At 49.7% G+C, this 23,433-nt stretch carries 18 protein-coding genes and 1 pseudogene; 5 read left to right on the forward strand and 14 right to left on the reverse strand.

The features are described from left to right. Positions 1-49: 49 nt before the first annotated feature. A complete protein-coding gene (locus tag ACSVDI_RS11000; protein WP_457942923.1) occupies positions 50-1,060 on the reverse strand; it encodes an ABC transporter substrate binding protein in 1,011 nt (336 codons plus the stop codon). A 227-nt stretch (positions 1,061-1,287) separates the two neighbouring features. Here ACSVDI_RS11000 and sigK point away from each other — a divergent pair, with 227 nt between their 5' ends. After that, positions 1,288-1,974, forward strand: a complete 687-nt coding sequence (gene sigK / locus ACSVDI_RS11005) for an RNA polymerase sporulation sigma factor SigK (RefSeq protein ID WP_457942924.1) — start codon at positions 1,288-1,290, stop codon at positions 1,972-1,974. A 386-nt stretch (positions 1,975-2,360) separates the two neighbouring features. Continuing rightward, positions 2,361-3,356 carry an anion permease gene (locus ACSVDI_RS11010; RefSeq protein WP_457942925.1) on the forward strand — a complete coding sequence of 332 codons (996 nt, stop codon included), beginning with the start codon at positions 2,361-2,363 and terminating at the stop codon, positions 3,354-3,356. Between the two features lie 218 nt (positions 3,357-3,574). Here the strand turns inward: ACSVDI_RS11010 and ACSVDI_RS11015 are convergent, their stop codons facing one another. The 7 genes from ACSVDI_RS11015 to ACSVDI_RS11045 form a co-directional block, all read right to left on the reverse strand. After that, positions 3,575-4,789, reverse strand: a complete 1,215-nt coding sequence (locus tag ACSVDI_RS11015; RefSeq protein ID WP_457942926.1) for a SpaA isopeptide-forming pilin-related protein — start codon at positions 4,787-4,789, stop codon at positions 3,575-3,577. Positions 4,790-4,828: 39 nt separating this feature from the next. After that, positions 4,829-5,548, reverse strand: a complete 720-nt coding sequence (locus ACSVDI_RS11020) for a class C sortase (protein WP_457942928.1) — start codon at positions 5,546-5,548, stop codon at positions 4,829-4,831. 26 nt (positions 5,549-5,574) lie between these two features. Then, positions 5,575-6,390, reverse strand: a complete 816-nt coding sequence (locus ACSVDI_RS11025) for a class C sortase (protein ID WP_457942930.1) — start codon at positions 6,388-6,390, stop codon at positions 5,575-5,577. A 98-nt stretch (positions 6,391-6,488) separates the two neighbouring features. Then, positions 6,489-8,075 (reverse strand): SpaH/EbpB family LPXTG-anchored major pilin, encoded by a 1,587-nt coding sequence (locus ACSVDI_RS11030; RefSeq protein WP_457942932.1) that lies wholly within the window; start codon positions 8,073-8,075, stop codon positions 6,489-6,491. Between the two features lie 113 nt (positions 8,076-8,188). Then, a complete protein-coding gene (locus tag ACSVDI_RS11035) occupies positions 8,189-11,038 on the reverse strand; it encodes a choice-of-anchor A family protein (RefSeq protein WP_457942933.1) in 2,850 nt (949 codons plus the stop codon). Positions 11,039-11,075: 37 nt separating this feature from the next. Next, positions 11,076-11,654, reverse strand: a complete 579-nt coding sequence (gene lepB / locus ACSVDI_RS11040) for a signal peptidase I (protein WP_457942934.1) — start codon at positions 11,652-11,654, stop codon at positions 11,076-11,078. Further along, a complete protein-coding gene (locus ACSVDI_RS11045) occupies positions 11,632-12,261 on the reverse strand; it encodes a hypothetical protein (protein ID WP_457942935.1) in 630 nt (209 codons plus the stop codon). Before ACSVDI_RS11045 ends, lepB begins: the two co-directional genes overlap by 23 nt. A gap of 388 nt (positions 12,262-12,649) precedes the next feature. On the opposite strand from ACSVDI_RS11045, the gene ACSVDI_RS11050 reads away from it, so the two are divergent. After that, positions 12,650-13,651, forward strand: a complete 1,002-nt coding sequence (locus ACSVDI_RS11050) for a CBASS cGAMP-activated phospholipase (RefSeq protein WP_457942937.1) — start codon at positions 12,650-12,652, stop codon at positions 13,649-13,651. A gap of 195 nt (positions 13,652-13,846) precedes the next feature. On the opposite strand, the gene ACSVDI_RS11055 is transcribed toward ACSVDI_RS11050, so the two are convergent. Together ACSVDI_RS11055 and ACSVDI_RS11060 are read right to left on the reverse strand one after the other, a co-directional pair. Continuing rightward, complete coding sequence (locus tag ACSVDI_RS11055) at positions 13,847-14,791, reverse strand: 2-hydroxyacid dehydrogenase (RefSeq protein WP_457942939.1); 945 nt, start codon at positions 14,789-14,791, stop codon at positions 13,847-13,849. Between the two features lie 193 nt (positions 14,792-14,984). After that, a pseudogene (locus ACSVDI_RS11060) lies at positions 14,985-15,803 on the reverse strand (alpha/beta fold hydrolase). Between the two features lie 125 nt (positions 15,804-15,928). Between ACSVDI_RS11060 and ACSVDI_RS11065 the strand changes: the two are divergent. Continuing rightward, positions 15,929-16,810, forward strand: coding sequence for an aminoglycoside 6-adenylyltransferase (locus ACSVDI_RS11065; protein ID WP_457942941.1), 882 nt, complete (start codon positions 15,929-15,931; stop codon positions 16,808-16,810). An 88-nt stretch (positions 16,811-16,898) separates the two neighbouring features. Here ACSVDI_RS11065 and ACSVDI_RS11070 read toward each other — a convergent pair whose 3' ends face one another. Beyond that, on the reverse strand, positions 16,899-17,702 hold the full coding sequence (locus ACSVDI_RS11070) for a polysaccharide deacetylase family protein (protein WP_457942943.1): 804 nt from the start codon (positions 17,700-17,702) through the stop codon (positions 16,899-16,901). 75 nt (positions 17,703-17,777) lie between these two features. Further along, positions 17,778-18,647 carry a helix-turn-helix domain-containing protein gene (locus tag ACSVDI_RS11075; protein ID WP_457942945.1) on the reverse strand — a complete coding sequence of 290 codons (870 nt, stop codon included), beginning with the start codon at positions 18,645-18,647 and terminating at the stop codon, positions 17,778-17,780. Between the two features lie 126 nt (positions 18,648-18,773). Here ACSVDI_RS11075 and ACSVDI_RS11080 point away from each other — a divergent pair, with 126 nt between their 5' ends. Next, positions 18,774-20,156: a family 4 glycosyl hydrolase gene (locus ACSVDI_RS11080; protein ID WP_457942947.1), complete on the forward strand. Its 1,383-nt coding sequence runs from the start codon at positions 18,774-18,776 to the stop codon at positions 20,154-20,156. A 140-nt stretch (positions 20,157-20,296) separates the two neighbouring features. Here ACSVDI_RS11080 and ACSVDI_RS11085 read toward each other — a convergent pair whose 3' ends face one another. Both ACSVDI_RS11085 and gnpA read right to left on the reverse strand, forming a co-directional pair. Further along, on the reverse strand, positions 20,297-21,124 hold the full coding sequence (locus ACSVDI_RS11085; RefSeq protein WP_457942948.1) for a sugar phosphate isomerase/epimerase family protein: 828 nt from the start codon (positions 21,122-21,124) through the stop codon (positions 20,297-20,299). Positions 21,125-21,191: 67 nt separating this feature from the next. Next, positions 21,192-23,363, reverse strand: coding sequence for a 1,3-beta-galactosyl-N-acetylhexosamine phosphorylase (gene gnpA / locus ACSVDI_RS11090; RefSeq protein ID WP_457942950.1), 2,172 nt, complete (start codon positions 23,361-23,363; stop codon positions 21,192-21,194). Positions 23,364-23,433: the final 70 nt, after the last annotated feature.

Consider the following 23,433-nt stretch of genomic DNA (forward strand, 5'->3'; position numbering starts at 1 on the left):
GAATACTGTTCTTTTTTGAGTATTTTATTTTGTAGAGGTTTCTTCCGAATTAATTGGAGGCGGAACTGCTTTGGGAAGCCGCCTTGTCGAGCAGCTCCTGTGGAATGGTAATGCCGGTTTTCGCGGCCGCATCCTTGTTTAAGGTCAGCGTGTAGTTTTTGGAGTACTCAATTGGCATGGTCGCCGGTTTCGCACCCTCCTTTAAAATTTTGACCGCCTGTTTGGCCGTTAACTGGCCAAGATCATAATAATTAATACCATATGTAGCAAGACCGCCTTTATCCACCATACCGGATTCCCCAACGATGACCGGCAGTTTTGCCTGCTGCGCTACCATGGCAACCGTTGCCATACCCGCAGCAATCATGTTGTCGGTTGGAGTGTAAATCGCATCCACCTTGCTCACAAGGGATTGCGTGACCTGCTGAATTTCATTGGAATTGGAGACTGTGGCTTCCACCGTTTCCAGTCCGAGCGCCGCGGCGGATTTCTTGGCGATCTCAATCTGGAATTTGGAGTTTGATTCACTGGAACAATACAGAAGGCCGACTTTCCTGGCACTGGGAAGAATCTGTTTGAGCAGCTTCATCTGCTCTTCCACCGGAGTCAGGTCGGAAGTACCCGTAACATTGCCGCCGGGCGCGTCGTTGGAAGTAACCAGCTTGGCGTCCGCCGGGTCTGTCACCGCGGTTACCAGAATTGGAATCTCCTTGGTTGCGTTCGCCACCGCCTGCGCGGCCGGTGTTGCAATGGCAAGAATCAAATCACATTTATCGTTTACCAGTTTGGAAGCGATTGTTTGGCAGTTTGCCTGTTCCCCCTGGGCGTTTTCAAATTCCAGCTTAAGGTTCTTGCCATCCACCAGCCCCTGCGCTTTCAGCTCTTCGACAAACCCTTTGTAGGCCGCATCCAGAGCCGGATGCTCCACCAGCTGAACCACACCGATTTTAAATTTTTTCTCTCCTGCGGGAGTAACCGACGCAGTGCTGCTTGCCGAGGAACACGCCGTACCGGAAAGCGCCATAACACCCGCCAGCAGAAGCGCAATCGCTTTTTTCATACATAGCCATCCTCTCATTTACTTTATCAATTTAAAGTTTTATGTATTTTATGCTTTAAACCAGTGCAATTATTGTACTCTATTTTCATTCCATCGTCAACTTGAATTTTCAAGGACTTTTTCCCAAAGTAAGTCCTTTTTTCAAAAAGCGGAATATGGATTTTTAAACTCCGGACTTGCACGAGGTTCCCTAAAAAAACATATACTGCTCAAAAGGAGTGATGCCAATGTTTGGTGCCGCGTTGGGATTAGCACTTTCGGGTCTGTTGTTTTTTATTCTGCACGTAACAGGTTCCGGTTCCTTCCCCCACCCACTGACAGCGCAGGAAGAAAAGGACTGTCTGGAACGAATTCAAAAAGGAGATTTATCGGCAAAAAATGAGTTAATCGAACATAATTTAAGGCTTGTAGCGCACATAATTAAAAAATACTACGCCAATTCCAATGATCAAGATGACCTGATTTCGATTGGAACCATCGGGCTGATTAAAGCGGTGAATACGTTTGACAGCAGCAAAGGGATCCGCCTTTCCAGCTATGCAGCCAGATGCATTGAAAATGAAGTACTCATGTTTTTCCGTTCCTCCAAAAAGAGCGCCCAGGATATATCAATTAATGAACCGATTGATACCGACAAAGACGGCAACACACTGACGCTAATGGATATTATGGCGACTGAAGACAACATTCTGGAAAATTTGGACTGTAAGATAAAGTCCGAACAGCTGAAAAAGTTTTTGACGGAAGCTCTGACTCCGCGGGAACGCAAAATTATTGAGCTGCGGTACGGCTTAACCGGTTTAGCCCCCCTGACACAGCGGGAAGTCGCGCAGAAGCTCGGCATCTCGCGCTCGTATGTATCGCGAATTGAAAAAAAATCCCTGAATGCACTGTACAAACGCTTTACAAAATGATGTTCTTTTTAAACTGGAAACCATTGGCTGGATATCTTCGCCGGCGCTCCAAAAAGAAATTTGGGGCGCCGGCGGCGGTTTTTTGGCGGAACTTTGCCGGTTCCGTATGTGTTCCAGTTGGGAATGTCTTAAGTGCCACTGACGAAGTCGTAATAATCAGCGATTCTGGGATGGATTTGTCCTCTTTTCTGAACTGAGAAAGCATTCTTCCGGTTCCGACACGGTTCTTTTAAAAGCGGCAGATTTTAAAAAATTTCTTTATATTTACCGCTTGTCATTGACATTGCGGAATAAAAAACTTATACTCAGAAATTGTTTGGTATCATTTTAATTCTGAGTGACCAGCTCTGAAATGCTGTTTAAAATTGAAAGGTTTGTTTCGGGAAATGATTAACTTAATGGTTGCTGTCATTATTCTTCTTGCTGTTATATTTGATTTCATCAATGGTTTTCACGATACAGCAAACTCCATCGCAACTTCGGTTTCCACACGAGTCCTGTCGCCGCGCGCTGCGACCCTGATGTCCGCTTCGCTGAACTTTATTGGCGCGCTTGTCAGCGTAAATGTTGCAAACACCATCGCATCAGGCATTTTAAACGGCTCCCCAGAACAATATATTATTGCATCCGCCCTATGCGGTGCCATCGTCTGGAATCTTTTCACCTGGTACATCGCTTTGCCGAGCAGTTCCTCCCACGCACTGATCGGAAGTCTGATTGGTTCCGCGATGGTTGCCACCGGCAGCTTGGAAGTGGTCAATTGGACAAACATATTGGACAAGGTGATTATTCCCCTTTTCTCCTCCCCTGTGATCGGTTTTGTCATTGGGTATATCGTAATGAAGCTAATTTACTTATTCCTTGGAAGGGTTTCCCGCAACAAGGTGAACAAATGCTTTTCCAAACTGCAGATTTTGTCCGCAGCCTTAATGGCTTACTCCCACGGCAGCAACGACGCCCAGAAAACCATGGGCATTATTACGATGGCTCTGGTAAGCGGCGGAGTAATTAAATCGACCGATGGTGTTCCGCTGGTTGTTAAGTTGATCTGTGCGCTGGCTATGGCCCTTGGCACATCACTCGGCGGATGGCGGATTATAAAAACAATCGGCGTTAACATGATTCAGCTGGAACCCGTGGAAGGCTTTGCGGCGGAAACCTCCTCTGCGGCGGTTATTCAGGTCATGACTGCCATGGGCGCACCGGTCAGCACCACCCACGTAATTTCATCGGCAATTATGGGCGTAGGTTCGTCGAAACGGCTGACCGCCGTAAGATGGACCACAGCAAAGGATATTGTCGTCACCTGGTTCATCACCATTCCGGCAACCATGCTGCTTGGCGCCGGATTTTCTTTCTTAATTGGATTAATAGTCCATTAAGGCTTTGGATTTTTATGCCGTAGTTTTTAGTGGTCTGGATAGAAATAGGGCAGCCGGGGAAATTCCCTGGCTGCCCTATTTTCATCTAGACATATATAATGATAACACCGCACAAGCGGATGATCTATTTTTCCCTTGTGCGAAACGCAAAACAGCACTGCTGATTTCCAAACCGTTTACCATAAGTACCGGTTGGCGATATCGAAAAACGTTCCAGTTTATTCCTTTTTTCTAGTAAACCCGAACACTGTGACGCCGCACAGCATCAGGATTGCCCCGCCGTAGGTACAAACGGCATAGCATATGCTGCCCCCGGTTTTGGGGAAATCAAACCCGTCGCGCGGCGGTTTGCCAGCACTTTCCGAAGGGGATGAGGTCACTGCGGCTACAGGGGTGGACGAAGACGAGGGATCGGAGGAAACCGGCGAACTTTCGGTCGTTTCTGAGCTAACCGGGGGATGATGACCCGAACCTCCCCCGCCGCCTCCACCGCCGCCTCCGGAAAAATTGACCACCGTAATGGTCTGCACAGTACCGGAAGCGGTCACATACTTTCCATCCACCAGCTGAACCGAGCCCGAAGCCGTAATGGAAAAATTATGCGGCGTGGAATCATAGCGGTACCCCGCAGGCGCAGAAGTTTCAATAAAACGATATTGACCGTACGCAAGATTCGTCACCACCAGCTGGCCGTAACCATTGGTGGTCAGCTTTGTGACCACGGTGCTCCAGTAAAAGCTTCCGCCGGCATCGGAACCGGTCTTTACCCCCGGTGGCACACTTGCCGAATCGGTGTAATAAATTTTTTTATCCAGCTGAAAAACCGCTCCGGGTAGCGAAGCGCCCGAGCTGCTAATTTTATGCAGGATAACCGCTCCGTTCACCACAATACTTTTGGAGTTGGCCGTAATATCGTAAATCCAGCCGCTGTTCTCGCTGCTTTTAAACGGAACAGAAACCAGAAAAGGATCACAGATGCGGTGAATCTCCGAATTTTGGGAACGATTGGTCTGTACCACCAGATAATAGCCCGGCGAAAGGTTATTAAATTTTATCGCTCCGGTTAAGCCCGTAACGTCCGAAGTTCCGCTAATTTTCTTTGCAGACACATAGGCGGCCAGATTTTTTGAAACAGCGGAAGCCTCAAAGGCGGTCGACAGCTTATCAAGTTCTAATCCACACCCTAAAAAGTCATTCGTCAGAGTATATTTTCCCGAACTCGACAGGCTTGCAACTTGGTATATTGTAAATTCTACCCCCGAAAGGGACGCTCCCACGCCCACATCGTCGCCCGAAAACTGAATGGTCAGGGAGCCGAGTCTGCCTCCGTCTATTGCAGAGGACGCCAGCGCCCGCGGCGGCGTGAAAAGTGCCAGTAAAACCGCAATCAGGAGTGCGATTCCTGCTTTTCCCCGTTTTGGCAGCACTTTCATCGTATCGCCATCCCTTCTTCTCCGGATATTCAAGGAAACTTAAAAGCCTTCCGGCACGCGGTCGCAATAAACCACATAACGCTGCGTGCTTTTCCCGTATGGGTGACAGCTGATCAGCGTTATCATATCCCGGCCCGGCTGAATCAGCGCCTTTTCAATCTCGTTTGGGGCTATAATGTCGGTAGAAGTCACACGGTAGGTGAGCGTTTTCCATGCATTGGTAATCATGACATTGTCACCGGCGCTCAGCTGATCAATATGTAAAAACATATCCTGATATCTTGTTCCGCGGTGCGCCGCAATCACCGCGTTGGTGTTAACCCCACCAATGGGCAGCGAGGTTTGCGTAAGATGAACTGCACCTTTGGACATGTTGGACGCGGTTGCGCCCAAGTAAATACCGAGCCTTACGTTTAGTTTTGGGATCTCAATAAATCCAAACAGGTTATTTTCGATTCCATATTCCGAGAGGTCAAAACTGCTTACCTCATAGGAAAATGGGTCTGTCAAATCCTTCTGTCCCTCGTCAAAAAGTTCCTTATTATATGCTTCTACCTTGGTTCGCAGCGCTTCCAATCGGTTCGTTTCGCTCCGGGTACTCCCGGAAACAGAATCCGGCACCTTCATAGACTGGACGGTCTCCTTGAAAGACTGCATGGAAAGGTCGGTGTATTTTTCACTGAGAAAGTTGGATAAGATCGGGTAGGTATACATCAGCATACCGGCTACGACTAGAACTGCAGAAATTTTTGTTCCCACGCTCCGGCTGATTCCTCCTATTTTTTTCACTTTCTGACCGCTCTCTTTCTTCTGATCAGTAAGACAACAGGCAGCGCAATCACGACAAGCAGCCCCGCAGGCACTACGGCTACTTCATTGACCAGCTTCAGTTCCGGCTGCGCCCGCCTTTGCACCGATTCGTTTTCCACCCGTGTTCCGCGCACCAGAAGTCTTTGGGTATTAATCCCATACGGGGTACACGTGACCAGCGTCACATAATCTTCCCCCTGCTGGATGACAAGATCCGACGTATCCTCCGGTTCCACCACCTTAATCTGGTCCACCCGGTACACCAGTTCCCCGTTGAGGATGTGAATATAAAACAAATCACCCTGAACGAGCTGGTCAAGGTCTGTAAAAAGGGTGGCCGTTGGCAGCCCACGGTGACCGGTAAGCACGGCGTGTGTGCTTTTCCCGCCGATTGGGAGGGAAGTATTCTGCAGATGGCCCACGCCCTTTTGAAGAATTTCCTCCGACGAGCCGTGGTAAATGGGAAGATAAACATTAATTTTCGGAATGTCGATATACCCCATGACTTCCCCAATATTTAAAAGCTTAACATAGTTGGCATCCAGCTCCTTTTTCTGCGAGAAGGGGTCGGAAAGAACGGTTTTGTAAAGTGTTTCATTGTATTTTCGTGCGTCCTCTTTCATGGCTTCAATCTCTTGATTGGAAAGATTCTGCACGGCACGCTGATAGTTCGAAATGGTGACAGTCTGCGTCATTTTGGCTAAAATTGCGCTGATAACAGGATACAGGATGACACAAACGCCAAGCAGCAGAACACAGCATATAGCAATGACGGGAATATTTTTTTTCACAGTCCCGTGCCTCCGGTTTGTTATTGATTTTTCTATTCCGCGGGGAACAGACCCGCTGTCCCCCGCAATTAAAAGATCTTATTTTTTACAAGCAGGACTTAATGCTGGGAGTTCCTTCTTTTTCTTAAGTACAGATAAGATGCCATGAAGCATCCGACCAGGATGATTGCAATGCCGGTCACGGTAAAAATCGTGGTTCCGATTCCGCCGGTGCCAGGCAGAATGAAGCCTTGATCGTTTTGAATCTGGAATTTTGCGAGGATTTTCAAGGTATTCGCGGGAGAATCTGCATAGGTGTATGAAGTTTCTTTCGCCTCACCATCGTTTAGGCTGTAGGTGCAGGTAAAGTCTCCGGTAGGCTGATGGTCGGAACCCATCACCGCCGTAATGACTACCTTGATTTTCCCGGGAAGAATGCTATAGCCGGCGGGGGCTTTCAGTTCCTGAATAAAGTAGGTGCCTTCCTTTACACCCAAGAAGTATACCATGCCGTCCGGTCCTGTTACGACGGAAGTATTTGGCGAATTAATGATGACAACCTTTCCGGACGCGTCATAGGTGTAAACCGCGAGTTTCTTTGTTCCGGTGCTGTCCAGCAGCGCAAATTCCGCACCGGAAAGCTTGGTCTGCAGATTGGCCGCATCCTCCTTTTCAATTGCAATGCCAAAGGTATACACATAGGTTCTGGGATGCTCGGTTTCATGGGTCGTCTTGGTATCTGGGTTGTTCGTATAGATTAAGTAAGCTTCATTGGGGTTGCCCGCGCTTCCGATTACGGCATCCTGATTCAGCGTTGCACGATAGTAGACTCTTACGCTGTTGTAACTTTTGATATTGTCATATACAAAGCGGATGGAGATGGTAGTTTCCCCTTTCCCGTTCTTTGCCGAAGTGGCCGTATAGTCTGTGGAAGGCGTTAAAGTTGTATCGCTTCCGCTGCCGTCAATGCCCACAATCTCAACGCTGTTTGTCTCAAAGGTAAGGCCCTTGCTCATAATATCGCTGATATCAAACGTAATGTCTTTCGCGCTGGGGTCGTATTTCGGAACGTCGGCGACCAGCCTATACTGGATGGTGTCGCCAATATTCTGGGTAACACGGTCCACATCCTTGTCATCCTTCATGATCGTTTTATCGAACGTGACCGTAGAGTCCTTGCATTTGGCCGTAACGTTGTAGTTCCAGTTCGTTACGCCGCCCGTTGTTGTTCCGGTCGGCACAGACACAAGAAAATCTTTGGAAGCGACTCTTGCGCCTGTTGTTGCGGTTTCGACAACCAGATAGTAGCCGATGGCAATGTTGTGAAAGGTCGCTGTGTATGTATCACCCGAGGTTTTCACCGCGGTTTCCGTCGCTGTCGCGGGAACAGCATCGTCGGTGGTGCCCACCAGATGGTCCGGACCGGAAATGTAGCTGCGAAGATCGGCGGTAAATTTTTTCAGCTGATTCGCGTCGTACCCGGAAATATCTTTGGCGGTCGGTGCGCCAGCCGCACTGAAGAAGCTGGAAAACTTCGCGTTGGCGGTATAGGTAAACGCATCTGCCCCCGCCGCAACCGACATGTCAAACAGTCGGTAAACCGCAAATGTGGACGCAGACCCCTCCTTGGTAATGTTGAGCGTACCGGTGGTAGAATCTGTAATTGACGATGCCAGAGCATTGGTTGGAATCATCAGCAAGACCATGAGCAGCGACATCAGCGCTGCAGCAACTTTTTTACTAATTTCATAACCTTCACTCCTCTATCTTTCAGTAATCATAACCGTGCACCATGCACACCGGGATTTCGCGGACCGTTTTAGACCCCGCGTTTTCGCTTTTTCCTTTGTTTTTCACACGCCAGAGCAACCGCCATCCATACGGCTGCTAAAAGAATCATTCCTCCCCCCACACGATAGAAGATATTGATTCCAATCCCACCCGTATTCGGCAGGACGACAACGGAAGCAGATTCTGTGTTTTCCAGCGTCCAGACGACACTTTCCCCAATAAATCCTCCGGCAGTGCTGTGAATTTCGCCACCGTCGTTGGTTGCGTTTTTGGCGATAATTCTTCCGTTGTAAACCGCCTGGGTTTCCAGAACATCCGCACGCGGAGCGAGCAGAGTTCCGATCATACGGCCAGCAGATTTGATTTTGCCGGAATAAGCCTGATAGCTGTCCCCTTGTTTTTGGTATACATTGATGATGATATTGCCTGCCGTAGGAACCCAGTTGACGTTTGCACCACCTGTATTCCATACAAGATTGGACGGGAATGCAAAAACTGGAGTATGGTCTGAAGCATCAACCGGAGCGTCCGTTGCATCAATATTGATTAAAAGCATCTTGCCGTCGTTGGCGGGAACGTCAAACACGGCGCCGTCAAGCTGGGAAACGGTGAAATTTCGAACCTTTACCGTATCCGATGAAACCGCCTGTGCAAGCGCCGCAGACAGCTCTGCCATTTGATTCAGCCCCGCGTCAATATCAATCGGGAAATCGGGCGGCGCGTTTACGATTGTTTGAGCGCTGGAGCAGCTCAATTTACCGCCGTTATAGTTCACGCATTTTCCCTGATTTTCATTGACAATCTTATATTTACTGCCGATTACCAGCTTATTGGGGGCATAACTGTTGGTGTTCAACTGGTGGCTGCCAACGATTGCCTCAAAGTCCTTGATATACGAGGTGCTGTTCATGGTAAGGACATTTGTCTGACTCGCACCTTTTTCCCATTTGGTCAATTTGAATCCATCGTGCTCCTCGCCCGAACGGATGACATTATTGCTGCCGTCCAGTTCATACACGGCGTAATCGTTCACATTTTCTGCCCCGACATCAAAGGAAACCGTTCCGTTGTTTTTCCCGTTCACAGGCAGCGTTAGGGTCTTTACCGTTACCAGCGAGCCGCTTCGGTCGTACAACCCGAATCGGAAGGTTTTGATTTCAGAGCCCTGGTATGTTTTTTCCACAAGAATAACATTTTTGTTGCTGCAGTAATATCGGTAATTGTCGTTGCTGTTGCCGAAATCCGCCGCGATTCTGGCTCGGTTCACCGCAATGCAGCCTTCCATGTGGGTCTCAAGATTAAAATAGTCGGCAAACACCGCATACGGCAGTACCGGGGAAAGCCTGCTCCATAAATCGTCGCAGGAAAATTTCGTCCCGGTTTTGGCGGTTGCGGTAATCGGCAGTTTACCGGAACCGTTTTTTACCGTAATCGTATTCGGGAACTCAGTAATCGTAAACAGTTCCTCAATTTGGGAATTTAATTGATATTTTACAAACCCCTTCGCTTTATAGTTGTTTTCATCCCAGCGAAAATCGCCACCGATGCTGACCGGATTACTGCCGGTCCCAGTGTATTGAAAAAGTACCGCTGTATAGACCGTTTGGCCGGAGCTGTCAATCAGCGGATACAGCGAACCCTGGTTCGTCTTACCGTTTTGATCGTACAGGCCGGGAATCAACACGCTGGCCGACCCGGATGACACCTGGAGGGCCACCGTGTTCCGGTATTCATTGCTGTTGTAGCCGCTGCACTTCAAATAAAGGTAATAGGTTCCGTTCACAGAGGGATCTACGTTTCCGTCGGTACCAACAAAATTCAGCGTTGCACTGATTCCAGAGCCGGCCGCCGCCGTGCCGGTCACTGCAAAGGTAGCAAACCGGTCAGTCGAAAATTCCACCGCATCTCCGGCAGAACTTCCCGACAGGGACTGCGTTTTTAGCTTCTGTTTGGTGCCGCTTCCAATATCCGCCACGTGAACCGCATCGGTCACATCTTCCACTGCGGTTCCGGTCTCCGGAAGAAGCAGCACTTTTACCGAATCTGTGGCCTGTTTGGTCTGGCTGTTAAATAGTTTGTTTTTATAACGAATGCTGACTGAAACCGTTCCCATTTTTGGCTCGAATCTTATTCCGTTCCACGCCAGGTAAATATCGTATGCCAAAAATCCGGTTACCGTTTGATGTTTCTGTTCCGCATTGCCGCAGATCAGAGTTCTAATTCTATTAAACTTTTCGCTGTCCTTCTCTTTTGTAACAGAAATTACACAAAGCTTCACATAGTCGGGAATCTCCTCAGTACCCGAGAGCACCGCCGTTACCGTAATTTCATCGTTTTGAAAGGTATACTCCGTATTCTGCGGGAGCATTTCGGTTGAACCGGATTTATTCGACCCAACGGAACTGAAGTCCGATGGTACGCTGGACGATGGCGGTACACTGGAAGCGGGCTGCTCACTGGAAGTCGGCCTTTCGCTGGAAGTTGGCCGTTCACTGGAAGTTGGCCATTCACTAGAAGTTGGCCGTTCGCTAGAAACTGGCGGCTCGCTGGAAACTGGCGGCTCGCTGGAAACCGGCGGCTCGCTGGAAGCCGGCGGCCCGCTGGAAACCGGCAGTTCGCTGGAAACCGGCGGTTCGCTGGAAGCCGGCGGCTCACTGGAAACCGGTGGTTCACTGGAAACCGACGGTTTGCTGGAGTCAGGACTGGAACTGGTGGGCGAACCCGCACTGCTTTCCTGTTCCGAATAAGGGGGCTCGCTGTCGGAAGGGTTCGAGCCTGTCGTCTCCGCAAACGGCAGCACAATCAGCAGCATTGACACAAATCCCGCGAGTAGCGCGCAGAGCAATTTGTGCCCGAGTTTCCTTTTTCGTGTTTTCATTCTGCTGTCGCCCCTTTCTCCGTAATTTCAAGGGAACTCAGTTTGCCAGCCTTTTTACCTCAAAAAACACTTTTCCAATCAGGTTCTTCACGCTGACCGCATCGAAATTACGTGAATCAAGCGCAGCCTCGCGGTTGTCACCCAGAACAAAAACATATCCGTCTGGAACCGTAAGCGGAAATTGCACCCCGCCCTCTCGCGTATATGTTCTTCCTTTTATTGAGTCCTCCTGCTGAACAGTGCCGTTAACCAGCAGTTCGCCTGTTTTATCGTCAATGTCCACCTGGTCACCCGCCACGGCCACCACACGCTTAATTAAAACCTCGCCCCTGCCGGGTGACCGAAAAATTACGATATCATTTTTCCGATAGGTTCCGTTCAGCCGATAAAACAAAGCGAGGCTGCCGTTCGTGAGATTGGGCTTCATCGAATCGCCCCGCACTACAGCAACCCCAGCTATAACACGAAAAACAACAAAAACAGTCACCGCCGTTATAACCAGCTCTGTAAACAGGCGCCGTCTGCTTTTTTTTCGCTGTTCCCTTAGAATTCGCTGTTCAAACAGATTCCGGGGATCGTTTTCCTCTGGTATTTCATTCTGATGATGGAATCTCATTTTCTGGGACACTTCCTGCCATCACTTCCGTTAAATGGAACGTTTCATTTTCATTGAACGCCTGTTCCAGACTGTCTTTCCGCAGCCCATCCACTTCCAGAAGTATTTTTTCTAAATCAGAATATATTCCATCCATGGAAACGCTGAACCGCTGCTTGGCATCGGTCATTTTCGATAAAAAGGATTCCATCTGCTGTTTCTGAAGCAGACATTCCTGGTTGATTTTCTGACGTTGCTTTTCGGCCTTTTCGATCATTTTCTGCGCAGTTTCTTCCGCTTCCCCAATAACCTTTTCTTTATTCTCATTGACCGCTTCAATCGCCTGCGTAAGCGCATTGAATTTCAACTCATATTTGTTTTGGTTTTTCTTCTCTTCACTAAGCTGAAATTCCAGAAGCTGTATCTCCTGATTCGCCTGATTCAGCTTGCTGACAGCCGCTTCTTGCTCCGCTCGAAGTTCTTCCTTCTCCGCTTGAAGCCGTTCTATTTCTTTCTGATACATTTCGGTGAGTTCCTTCATGACGGAATAAACCGATTCTTTCTCGAAACCGCCGAGCAAAGCATCTTTTAACTTTAGGTCCCTGACAAACGACTGAATATCATTCATTTTACAGCCATCCTTTACCGTCTGAATATCCGTACGAAGACTCTTTGTTCTGAACTTTTTTAACGAGCGATTTGCCATTAAAACATATGCCGGAAAAAAGAATCGTATTACAAAATCTGCCGCTCATTAAAAAAATTTTTCCGGAAAAAGCTTCTGCTTCTTCCGGAAAAGCTGCCGCACCTGAACACGGTTTTCTTATTAGTTATACCTATATCGTAAAGAGGCTGCGCCCGAATGGAACGCGGGAGGCTGGCCGAGGAGCGGTCTTTGGGATTCATATACTCCGATTTTTTCCATATATTTTACCGATCACAAAAGTGAAATGTTCTGGAGCCTTTGGCTTTCGGCAAACATCCGTAACTTTAAAGAATAGGGAGATCGGCGACTCATGATTGCAGTTTTATCCATTGACGGCGGCGGTATCCGCGGAGTGGTCCCGGCAGCGATTTTGTCGGAACTGGAACAGCAGGTTGGAAAACCAATCAGTAAAATCTTTTCCATCATCGCCGGCACATCTACCGGCGGAATCATTGCGTCGGTTCTGTCCGTACCAAACCAGAACGGAAATCCGAAGTTTACGGCAGAAGACGTCCGGCTTGCCTACGAGCAGTTTGGCGGCAACGTGTTGAAGCGGAAGCAACTGCATACCCTACGGACGCTCGGCGGTCTGACCGGCCCACGTTACCCGGACGGACCACTTGAGCACTTTTTGAAGCAGTACCTGGGAAACGTGCACCTGCACTCCTCCGTGACAAAACTTCTGATACCGGCTTACGACATGGTTACCTGCACCCCGTGGTTTTTTAAAACAACCTATGCTTCCCTGCATCGCTCGAACCTGGATGATCCACCGCTTTGGCAGGTAGCACGTGCAACCGCTGCCGCTCCGGCTTACTTCCGCCCGTTTGAAATCGGCAGCCACTGTTTTATTGACGGCGGCGTGTTCGCCAGCAACCCCGCGCTCTGCGCTTACGCGGAAGCGTGCAATGCATACCCAAATGAAAAAGATTTTTTGGTGGTATCCCTTGGAACCGGGGAGCACCAAAAAAGTCACTCTTTCCATGAAATACATCACTGGGGCGTGGTGAACTGGCTGATTCCTCTTTGGGGCGTACTGATGAATTCTTCCAGCGCGACCGTCAATTACCAAATGAAAGCACTGATTCGAAAAGACAATTACTACCGGATTCAGGTTCCGTTGGATGAAGCTTCAAGCAATATGGACGATTCCAGCCCGGAAAACATTCGGCATCTGCAGTCGCTGGCCAGGGCGCAAATCAGGCAGCACGCGGGCCAGTTTCAGCAGTTGTGCCAAATCCTGCGTCAGATTCCTGAAGAAAAAGGAAATGAACCCATTTCGAAAAAGCTTGACAAGCCAGCCCAAAAATGATATAGTTTATTCAGTTAGCAAAAGCTAACTGAAAACTGATTTTAAATAACGGAAATCAGTTTACTAGACCCTAAAGTTATGTGACTACTAACTTTAGGAACTTAACCATTTATTCCTTTCCATACATCATTTTATAGAAAACACCGCTGTCATTTTTCGGCAGCGGTGTTTTCTTCAATGGAAAGTCCAATTTTTTCAGCAAACGACATGAATGGGCTTCCGGTTCAAGTACGCCTGTATGTTGTCAAAAGCGATGGCCGCACGTTTCACCAGTGCTTCTTTTGTGGCAAATGCAACGTGGGGTGTGGCAATTACGTTTTTGGCCGTTAAAAGGGGATGCTCCGGCGAAATTGGAGGTTCTGATTCAAAAACGTCGATTCCCGCTCCGGCTATTCTGCCTTCGTTCAGCGCATCGGCCAGAGCCTGACTGTCCAGAACCGGCCCCCTCGCCGTGTTAATCAGTAAGGCGTTTGGCTTCATCCGCGCAATCAATTCTTTGCTGATCATACCTCTGGTAGACTCGTTATAAGGAACATGAAGCGAAATAATATCACAGGCGGACATTAAGGTTTCCAGATCCGTATATGCAATGCCTTCCACCTGTTTCACCGTGCGGGAATATGCGTAAACCTCGCACCCAAACACTTTTGCGATGGCAGCAGTCCGAAGGCCGATGGCTCCGGTGCCCACAACGCCAAACTTTTTGCCCTCCAGTTCAAATCCAATCAGTCCGTCCCTTGTTTTTCCCTTTCTCACCGCCTCGTTGCACCGGCCAATGTTTCGGTACAAACTGAGAATCATCCCGAAAACAAGGTCGGACACCGCCGCGTCAGAATAACCGGAGCAGTTGCAAACCGTAATTCCCCTTGCCCGGCACGCCGCCAAGTCAATGTGGTCCGTTCCGGTAAATGCCACATCCAGCAGTTTCAGGTTTTTGCAGCCGTTGATTACATCTGCATTGAGGGGAAGATTGGCGACCAGAATCACGTCGGCATCTTTTCCACGCTCAATCAGGGAAGCGGTATCGGTAACGCGCGTATCGTAAAACACCATTTTGGTCGATTCGGGAAGCTTTTCTGCGGAAAGTTCCATCAGCTTTGATTTTTCTACGCCTAAAGGCTCTATGGCAACAATCTTCATTTTCATTCTCCTTCCATTTTATCCATCGAAGTCCGATTTGCCCCCTTATGGGGAAGCTGAATTTTATCATACTCCGGTTCCCGGGGAAAGGCAATCTGCACGGGTAATTTTCAGGGAAAAGCTGCCATCAAGCAGCAGCGCGGCGGGCGGAACCATTTCCGCCCGCCGCCGTAAAAGAATCACACTATGGAATTTAGGGATCCTGCGTAAACGCAACCAATTCCTTGTTGAACCGCTCCAACTGATCGTAAAAAAGGAAATGGCCGCACTGCTGAAGGGGAACCAGCTTGGAATTTGCAATGCCCCTGTTTTGTGCAATGGCAAGCGGGAACAGGCACACCTGATCGTTATATCCGTGCAAAATCAACGTGGGGACACGAATTTTCCCCAAATCATCAAACAATCCCTCTTCGTTCAGCCAAGCATTGGCAATGGATGCCGTGGACCAGCTTGCCGCCTGCAGCCCCAACTGGAAAATCCAATCGGAAAACGAGGCGCTTACCCGGTGGTAAAAAAGCATACTGCCGAAGTTCCTCAGCATTTTTGGCCGATCCTTATACGTATTTTGTATGATATCCAAGACAACCTGCCGCTACAGCCCATATGGGAAATAGGGCCGCTGAATCAGGCTGGGCGCCGCCGCAGCAAGCAGAGCCAGCTTGGAAACGCCGTACCCGTTGTGCCGCGCCATGTAACGGATGCAGATAGCACCGCCTGTAGAATGCCCGGCCAGAGTAAAGTTTTTCAGCTGCAATGCATCCACAACGGCGCGCAGATCGTCGGCCAGGCGGTCATAATCGTAGCCGCTCCATGGTTTATCGGAAAGACCGAATCCGCGGCAGTCAATAGCCACACAGCGGTAGCCCAGTTTCGGGAGTTGATTCAGCTGATACTCGAACAAATTATGATTGCCGGGCCAACCGTGTACGAATAAAATTGTTTTATCCCCAAGCGGGTTTAAGTCTTCGACGTAGATTTTCACATTCGGCTCCACCGTCACATAAATCCCCATGGAATCATCCCTTCCTTATAATAATACAGATTATTCCAAAATGGCATTTTTGTTACAGCAGACTTTTTTCTTCTTCATAATTTATGCTATAATCAAATTAAAAAGCAGGTAACCAGGAGGATATTATGCGAACGGAACGGGAAATGATGGACTTGATTCTACGGGTCGCACAGGATGACCCACGCATCCGTGCGGTTTATATGAATGGTTCACGCACAAATCCGAATGTTCCAAAAGACATTTTTCAGGATTATGATATCGTTTATGTAGTAACGGAAACTGGGTCGTTTCGTCAAAAGCCGGACTGGATTGACATATTCGGCAAACGGCTCTGCTTGCAGCTACCCGAAGAAATGAACCGGATGCTTGGGCACGAGGAGGACTGCGACAACTGCTACGGCTACCTGATGCTGTTTGCCGACGGAAACCGTATCGATCTGCACCTGCAAACCGTTCCCTATGCCCAAAAGGCAATCCTGCGCGACAAGCTCTGCCGGGTTCTGTTGGACAAGGACGGCGTGCTTCCCCCGGTGCCTGCCTCCACCGATGAAGACTATTGGGTACAGCGGCCCACGCAGGAACTTTTCACGTGCTGCTGCAACGAATTTTGGTGGCTGCAAAATAACGTTGCTAAAGGGCTTTGGCGGGAAGAAATTCCCTATGCAATGGATATGCTGAATTTCTGGATTCGACCGCAGCTGACCAAAATGCTTTCGTGGCAAGTTGGGGTACAGACGGGATTTTCCTGCAGCGTTGGGAAATCTGGAAAATATCTGCCCCGTTACCTGTCCCAAAATATTTGGGAGCAATATCGAAACACCTATCCTGCTGGACAAATTCCTGCCATTTGGGATGCGGTATTTTGCATGTGCAATCTGTTTGACGAAGCTGCCCGCAAAGTTGCGGCGCAGTGCGGGCTGCATTACAACGAAGAGGAAGCACGCGGCAGCCTTTTTTTCTTAAACACGGTTCACCGCCTGCCGAAAGACGCCGCCGAAATTTTGTAAATTTGAAAAAAGTAAAAAAGGGGCGCCGCAAAATGAAGTTTACTCATTTTGCGGCGCCCCTCTTCTGAATTGCGCGAACGGTTAAAGTTTAATATAAGGTGACGCTTTTTCCACCGGGAACTTCTACCATTTTGCCGTCCACCGACAGATATGCCGTATCCGCACCGGGGTTATAGACAAAGCTTCCGTCCGCAGAAAAACGGAGCTCGTCGCAAAGGTGCAGATAATCGACGATTTGGATGTTGGTGGCGTACCAGGTATCTTCCTTGTTGCCAACCAATTTACAGAAATCCTCAATCAGATTCCAGTTTCCATCGTTGTTGAATTCGAAGCTGTGCCCCCACACATACATCAGATATAAGTACTGGGTTTTATGCAGCGCCAAAAACGCGTTTCCGTCCTCCATCAGGGAATGGGTGTGGTGGCAGGTGGATTTCCATTCATACAAATCGTTCGGCAGACCAAAACCGTGTGTGTCGCCTACCACACGGGAATACGCAATTCCAAGCGCGGGCAGAACCGATTTGATGGCTTCGCTGTAAGAACCGTTCGGGTACGAAAGGCCACGCACCGGGTAACCAACCAGACTTTCCAGTTCCTTGCGGTCGTCCAAAACCTGCTGCACAACCTGCGGCAGCGGGCTGCGGGCAATGGTTGGGTGCGTTACGGTATGGCAGGCCACCTCATGGCCGCTGTACAGCGTTTTCACCTCGGAACGAGAAATGTGCTCGTCATCGTCCAGAAAACCGGAATTCAGATGAAAAGTTCCCTTAATTCCATATTGGTTGAAAATTTCAACCAATTTCCGGTCATAGGTTCTTCCGTCGTCATAGCTCATGGTGAGCGCTTTGTGCTTTCCTCCTGGAAAACAGCGATAAATGTTGTGTGGCATACGATCATCTCCATTTATAATTCGCATAATCTAAGGAAGGATTATGTGTGTTGAACCCTGAACAGCGGTTCCGTATTAGAACTGCTGCCCGGATAGATTCCGGTTGAATTTGCGGTACTGTGCAGGGGAAAGCCCAAGCGATTCCCGAAAGACCTTGTCAAAATAAGTAACGTTTCCAAAGCCGGAAAGCGCGGCGATGCGTATGATGCTTTCGGAGCTTTCCAGCAGCATTTTCTCCGCCGCTTTCAGACGGTTAGCGTTAATGTACTGACTGATGGTCATGCCCGTCACTTCTTTGAAAATGCGGCACAAATAGTACTTGCTAATGTAGAACCGTTCGCTCAGCGCGTCCAAGGAAGGTATATCCGAGTAATTCATACCGATATAATTCGCAACCTCGTTCACCTTCTGATGTTTCGCGCTGTGAATTGCCGGGGACTTGCTTTCCGCAGAGCGGTCCTTACGCATAATAAAGATCAACAGCTGCTGCAAAACCGCTGTGGCGGCCTGCACATAAGCAGGCTGCTTTTCCCGGATTTCTTCAATCATTCGGAACAGCGCCGCTTCCACCCATTCCTGTTCCGTCCCGGTCAGTTCCAGCACGCCGCTGCGGGAGGAAAACGGGCCGTGCCCCAGCGTTTCCCCCTCGGGGTCCTGAACCAGCCTATGAATGAGGCTTTCTGATACTTCCAGCAGTATCCGCTCGTGCCGGTCGGAATGCGCCACCGTCGTTTTATGAATCTGGCCGCAGCCAATGAACACAAGGTTCCCCCTGCCCACGCGGTACGCTTTGCTTTTGATGAAATAGTTGCGTTCCCCTTCCAGCAGATAGTAAATTTCATAGCTGCTGTGAAAGTGCTGGCGGGTCATATTAAAGCTGCCGTCGCGCAGAATTTGTTCCACGGATAGGTCCGGTATTTTCCCCTGAAACAGAAGTTTTTCCATGTTCCCCTCATCAGAGCAATATAGTATAAGTTTCTCTTTAAATTAGCAATATATCATTAGATATTACACTTATATTATACTATACTGAAACACAGTAAAGCAAATATTTTTATGGGGGCGAACTTCATGCGTTTTGAAAAAAACAAAGTAAAAGACGTCAATATTGCATATATCGGCGGCGGCTCCAGAGGCTGGGCCTGGACCTTCATGACGGACCTTTCCATGGATGAGCAGCTCGGCGGAACCATTCGCCTGTACGATATTGACCGTGAGGCCGCAGAGCACAACGAAATCATCGGCAATGCCCTGACAGCAAGAAAAGACACCGTCGGCAAGTGGGATTACAAGGTGATGGATACCCTGCAGCAGGCGTTGACCGGCGCGGACTTCGTCATCATCTCGATTCTGCCCGGCACCTTTGAGGAAATGCGCTCCGACGTACACGAGCCGGAAAAGTACGGCATCTACCAGTCGGTGGGCGACAGCGTAGGCCCCGGCGGATTTATGCGCGCTATGCGCACCATTCCCATGTATGTGGAAATTGCACAGGCCATCAAGGCGTATGCTCCGCAGGCATGGGTCATTAACTACACCAACCCGATGTCTGTCTGCGTACGCACTCTGTATGAGGTATTTCCGCAGATTAAAGCGTTTGGCTGCTGCCACGAGGTGTTCGGCACCCAAAAGCTGCTGGCCTGCATGCTGAAGGATTTGAAGGGAATCGAAAACGTCCCCCGCGAAGAAATCGACATCAGCGTAATGGGCGAAAACCACTTCACCTGGATTACAAAGGCTTCCTACCATGGAATGGATTTGTTCCCGCTGTACAAAGAGTTTGCGGAAAAGTACTACGAAACCGGATACAGTGAAAAAGCCGACCACAACTGGATGAACGACTCCTTTGCCTGCGCGCACCGCGTAAAGTTCGACCTGTTCCTGCGCCACGGCCTGATTGCCGCCGCCGGCGACCGCCATCTTGCGGAATTCTTCCCGCCATGGTATTACCTGAAAGACCCCGATACTGTACATAAGTGGATGTTTGGCCTGACTACGGTGGATTACCGGATTGAAGACCTGCACAAGCGCCTGGCACGGAGCAAGCGACTGGTTTCCGGCGAAGAGCAGATTGAACTGAAGCCCTCCGGAGAAGAAGGAATTCAGCTGATTAAGGCTTTGGTCGGGTTAAAGGATAAGGTCAGCAATGTAAACGTGCCGAACCGCGGCCAAGTTTCCAATCTGCCGCTGGGCACCGTGGTAGAAACCAACGCACTGTTCAGCCGGGACAGCATTGCGCCGGTCTTCTCCGGAGCGCTTCCGTACGACGTACAGGGCCTTGTCATGCGCCACGCCATCAATCAGGAGGGTACGGTTCAGGCTGGCCTGACCAAAGACCGCGATTTCGCATTCCGCGTCTTTATGAACGATCCTCTGGTTGCACTCAGCGTAAACGACGCTCGGAAGCTCTTCGACAGCATGGTAGCTAATACCCAGAAATACCTCAACTGGTAAAATCCGTTTTCGCTGCCGCAAAGCGGAGAGGATTCATAATTAGTCGATAAATTTGCCTGCGAGTCCAACCGTGACCCGCAGGCATTTTTGCATAACAAAAGTGCTGCAAAAGGAAGTTATCCCCCTTTGCAGCAACTTTTTTATTGCTCTGTCAAAGATTTCAGAAAACGGAAATCTTCCGCCCCGTGCGCAGGGTCAACCTCTTCCCTCAGCACACTGAAATCCTGCGGAAGCTGGCGAAGATAGTGGAACAGCACATCATAATGCACCAGCGACTCAGAAAATGCGCACCCACTGATGGAACCGTTTTCTCCGCAGACCGCACCTTTCATGTGTACGGCGGCAATATTTTCCCCTAAGCAGTCAAACGAGCGTGCCCAAAGCCGGTCCTGGTTCGGTATTTCTTCCGGGGACAGAACGTTCACCGCATCGAAAATAATCTTCAGATTCGGGGAAGCCACCGTTTTCAGCACTTCCCGTGCAAGTTCCGGTGTATTCACCGTGTGGTAGTACACCGGCTCGATTGCCACCGTAACGCCCTGCCGCTCCGCTTCGGGCATAATTTCCCACAGGGAACGGTACAGTGTGTCCAGCGCTTCCTTTCGGGTTACATCCGGTTGTGCACTGGTGTGGGTGGTTTCCGTACCGATGCAGTCCACGCCCAGTTCTTTCGCAATCGGAATGCTGGCGATGAACTCGGCAACGTCCGCTTCCCGCTTGGCACTGTTATGAACCAGCGCGGGGTCTATGTAAACGCCGAGCACCGCTGTGTGCAGCCCATACTGTTTCAGCGATTCCTTCACCGTTTTCACCACATCGGGCGTAATATCGCTGAACTGGTCAACGCCCTGGATGGCCTTTTTAAAGGCGAGCTGCAGGGACTCAAAGCCGTCTTTGCGGATGCGCCGGAACAGCTCCTGCGGAGTGCTTTTCCCATAATCGTGCCCGCGCGCGCCAATTTTTATCATAAATAGAATCATCCTTTCCTGCCGGAAATCCTAATTCAAACTTCCCTCCGGCATGAACAGTACCAATTTATACCTCTAAAATACGGATGTCAAGGGGCTTAAGAGCGACAGTTTCCACTTTGCCGCCCGGCAGGCGCATCGACGCAGTCTGCGGCTGTTCGCTGTTATTGACGACCACCAGACGTCCGCTCTGTGAAAAGTACGCACATTCGGTCTGGGCATTGTCGGTAATGCAGTACTGCTTTTCCTGCTCCATGCCGGAAACCCACAGAATCGCGTTAAGCAAAGTCCGCGTATTTTCCGCCGAAAAGCGGTAGGAAGAAAAGTAAACGCTTCGTCCCTTTCCAAAGGAAGAGGCGGTCAAAACCGGGGTACTGCCGTTTGCCATAAGCACCTTGGTAGCCGCATCCGATACAAATACCCCTTCTTTCGGCGGCAGCTGCGCCGCGCACTCCGTAATAAAGTGCTCCTTTTCGACGGTAAACTGATATTTTCCAGAGCACATCCGGTCGCCTTTGTCCAAATCCACACCCAAAATATTGCTGAGCGTCAGGTAAGTATCCCCGTTGTGCCGTGCGGTCGCTTCGTTGACGGCGATCAGGCCGCCGCCTTCCGCGACAAAACGGGAGACAGCTTCCACAATAGCTGGGTCGTTCCAGTTTTCCCCGCCGCTCCACGCGCTGTCAACCGTGCCGGCGTTGATTAAAACGGAAATTTCGGAATCGATTCCGTGTTCCCGAATATCGTCAAAACTGAGGAATTTTACGTGGAACGGAAGTCCTGCGAGCGATTCCAATAGGTTGGTCAGGTCCAAATCCGGATGTTCATGCAAGTGACCGGAGCAAATCCAGCTTCTTAATTTTCCCCACGAAGTCAGCACTGCCACGGTCGGCTTCAGTGTATAAGGCTGGCCCTTTTCGTGCAGGCTTTTCAAAAGGCGGAATTCATTGGAAAGACTTTCGATATAATCGCAGAAATCCGGGAATGGTTCGGTCAGGTGCAGGTAGCCGCCCAGGCCGATGCGGTCCACCGGCGTGCGCAGTAACCCGCGGCGGACGTTCTTCCAGTACCGTGCTGCATCGGTTTTGGGGTCTCCACCTTCGGAAAAGGTGGGTTCCCCTTTGAGTCCGGTTGGGAACAGATAGGGATGCAGCCGGATTTCCTTCACTTTCGCTCCCTGCACCCCCGCGCAGAGGCGCACTTCAAACGCGTTGAACACGCATTTAATAATGCCGTCAAATCCGAACTGAGCAAAGCGTTCGGAATACGGCTCTACACCAATCCAACTGTCGTCGTAAAACACGTAGGCTTTTTTCCCGTAACGGTGCACTAGATCTACGCATTTTGCACCGAATTCGGTGACAAAGCGGTTGGTAAAATCCATCCAGTCCCGGTATTTGCAAGTAGGGTTCGCGTGTGTAATATTGTATTTTCCCTGGTTGACAAAATCTTCGGAGGTCATGCGGTAGCCGTACTCTTGCTCAAAACGTTCCAGTGCAACAGGGTTCACTGTAAAATCATAGGAACCCCAGTCGGTCAGCAGGTTGCGGTTTTTCTCACTGCTGCCCCAGAACCATGCAAAATTGTAGAACATCGAAGTGAACCGAACCACGGTGGTGGCCGGGTGCTTTTTGCACCAATCCTCCAGCCAGCGGAGAAGCTCCCTCTGTGTTTCCGGGTAACGAGGTTCTACCGCCATCACATGCTCTTTGTCCAGGTGGTTCGTAATAGCGTTATACATGGAGATTTCTTCCCAGATGCGGTAAACCAGAAAGTTGACGGTATAGCGGTGGAACGGCTTGCACTGCAGCACCGTTACATCGCCGGTTTTTTGGTCAACTTCCCACTGTTCCGCCGGATGCTCCTTGCCCGTGGTGCGGTCAAAAACCTGCCAGTACTTTTTGGGGGAATCATGCAGGTTCAGGCGGAACTGCTCTGTATAATACCCATCCAGCGGATGGATAACCAACGTTTCGCCTTGCGCGGTCACGGGAAAGCTCATCAGAAAATTCTGCTGCAATTTATCCGGGTTTTGTTTTGCCCATTCGTTGACCTCCCGAACCATGCAGACGGTGGAATAAATTCCGTAACCGGATGACAGAATCTGGTCAGAAAGCGCAGTGCCGTCGCTGTCACGAATGACGTCGGCCCCCCATTTTTCCGCCAGCCGCAGGGTCAGGTCTTCGTATCCTGCTTCGCCCGGCAGCGTAAAATCGCCGCGTTTCAATCTTTGTTCCATTTCATCAGTCCCTTTCCTCACGTTCTTGTGAAAAGGAAACCATCGGCCTAGGCCGATGGTTTCCACTAAG

This window comes from Caproiciproducens sp. LBM24188 (genome assembly GCF_054130445.1).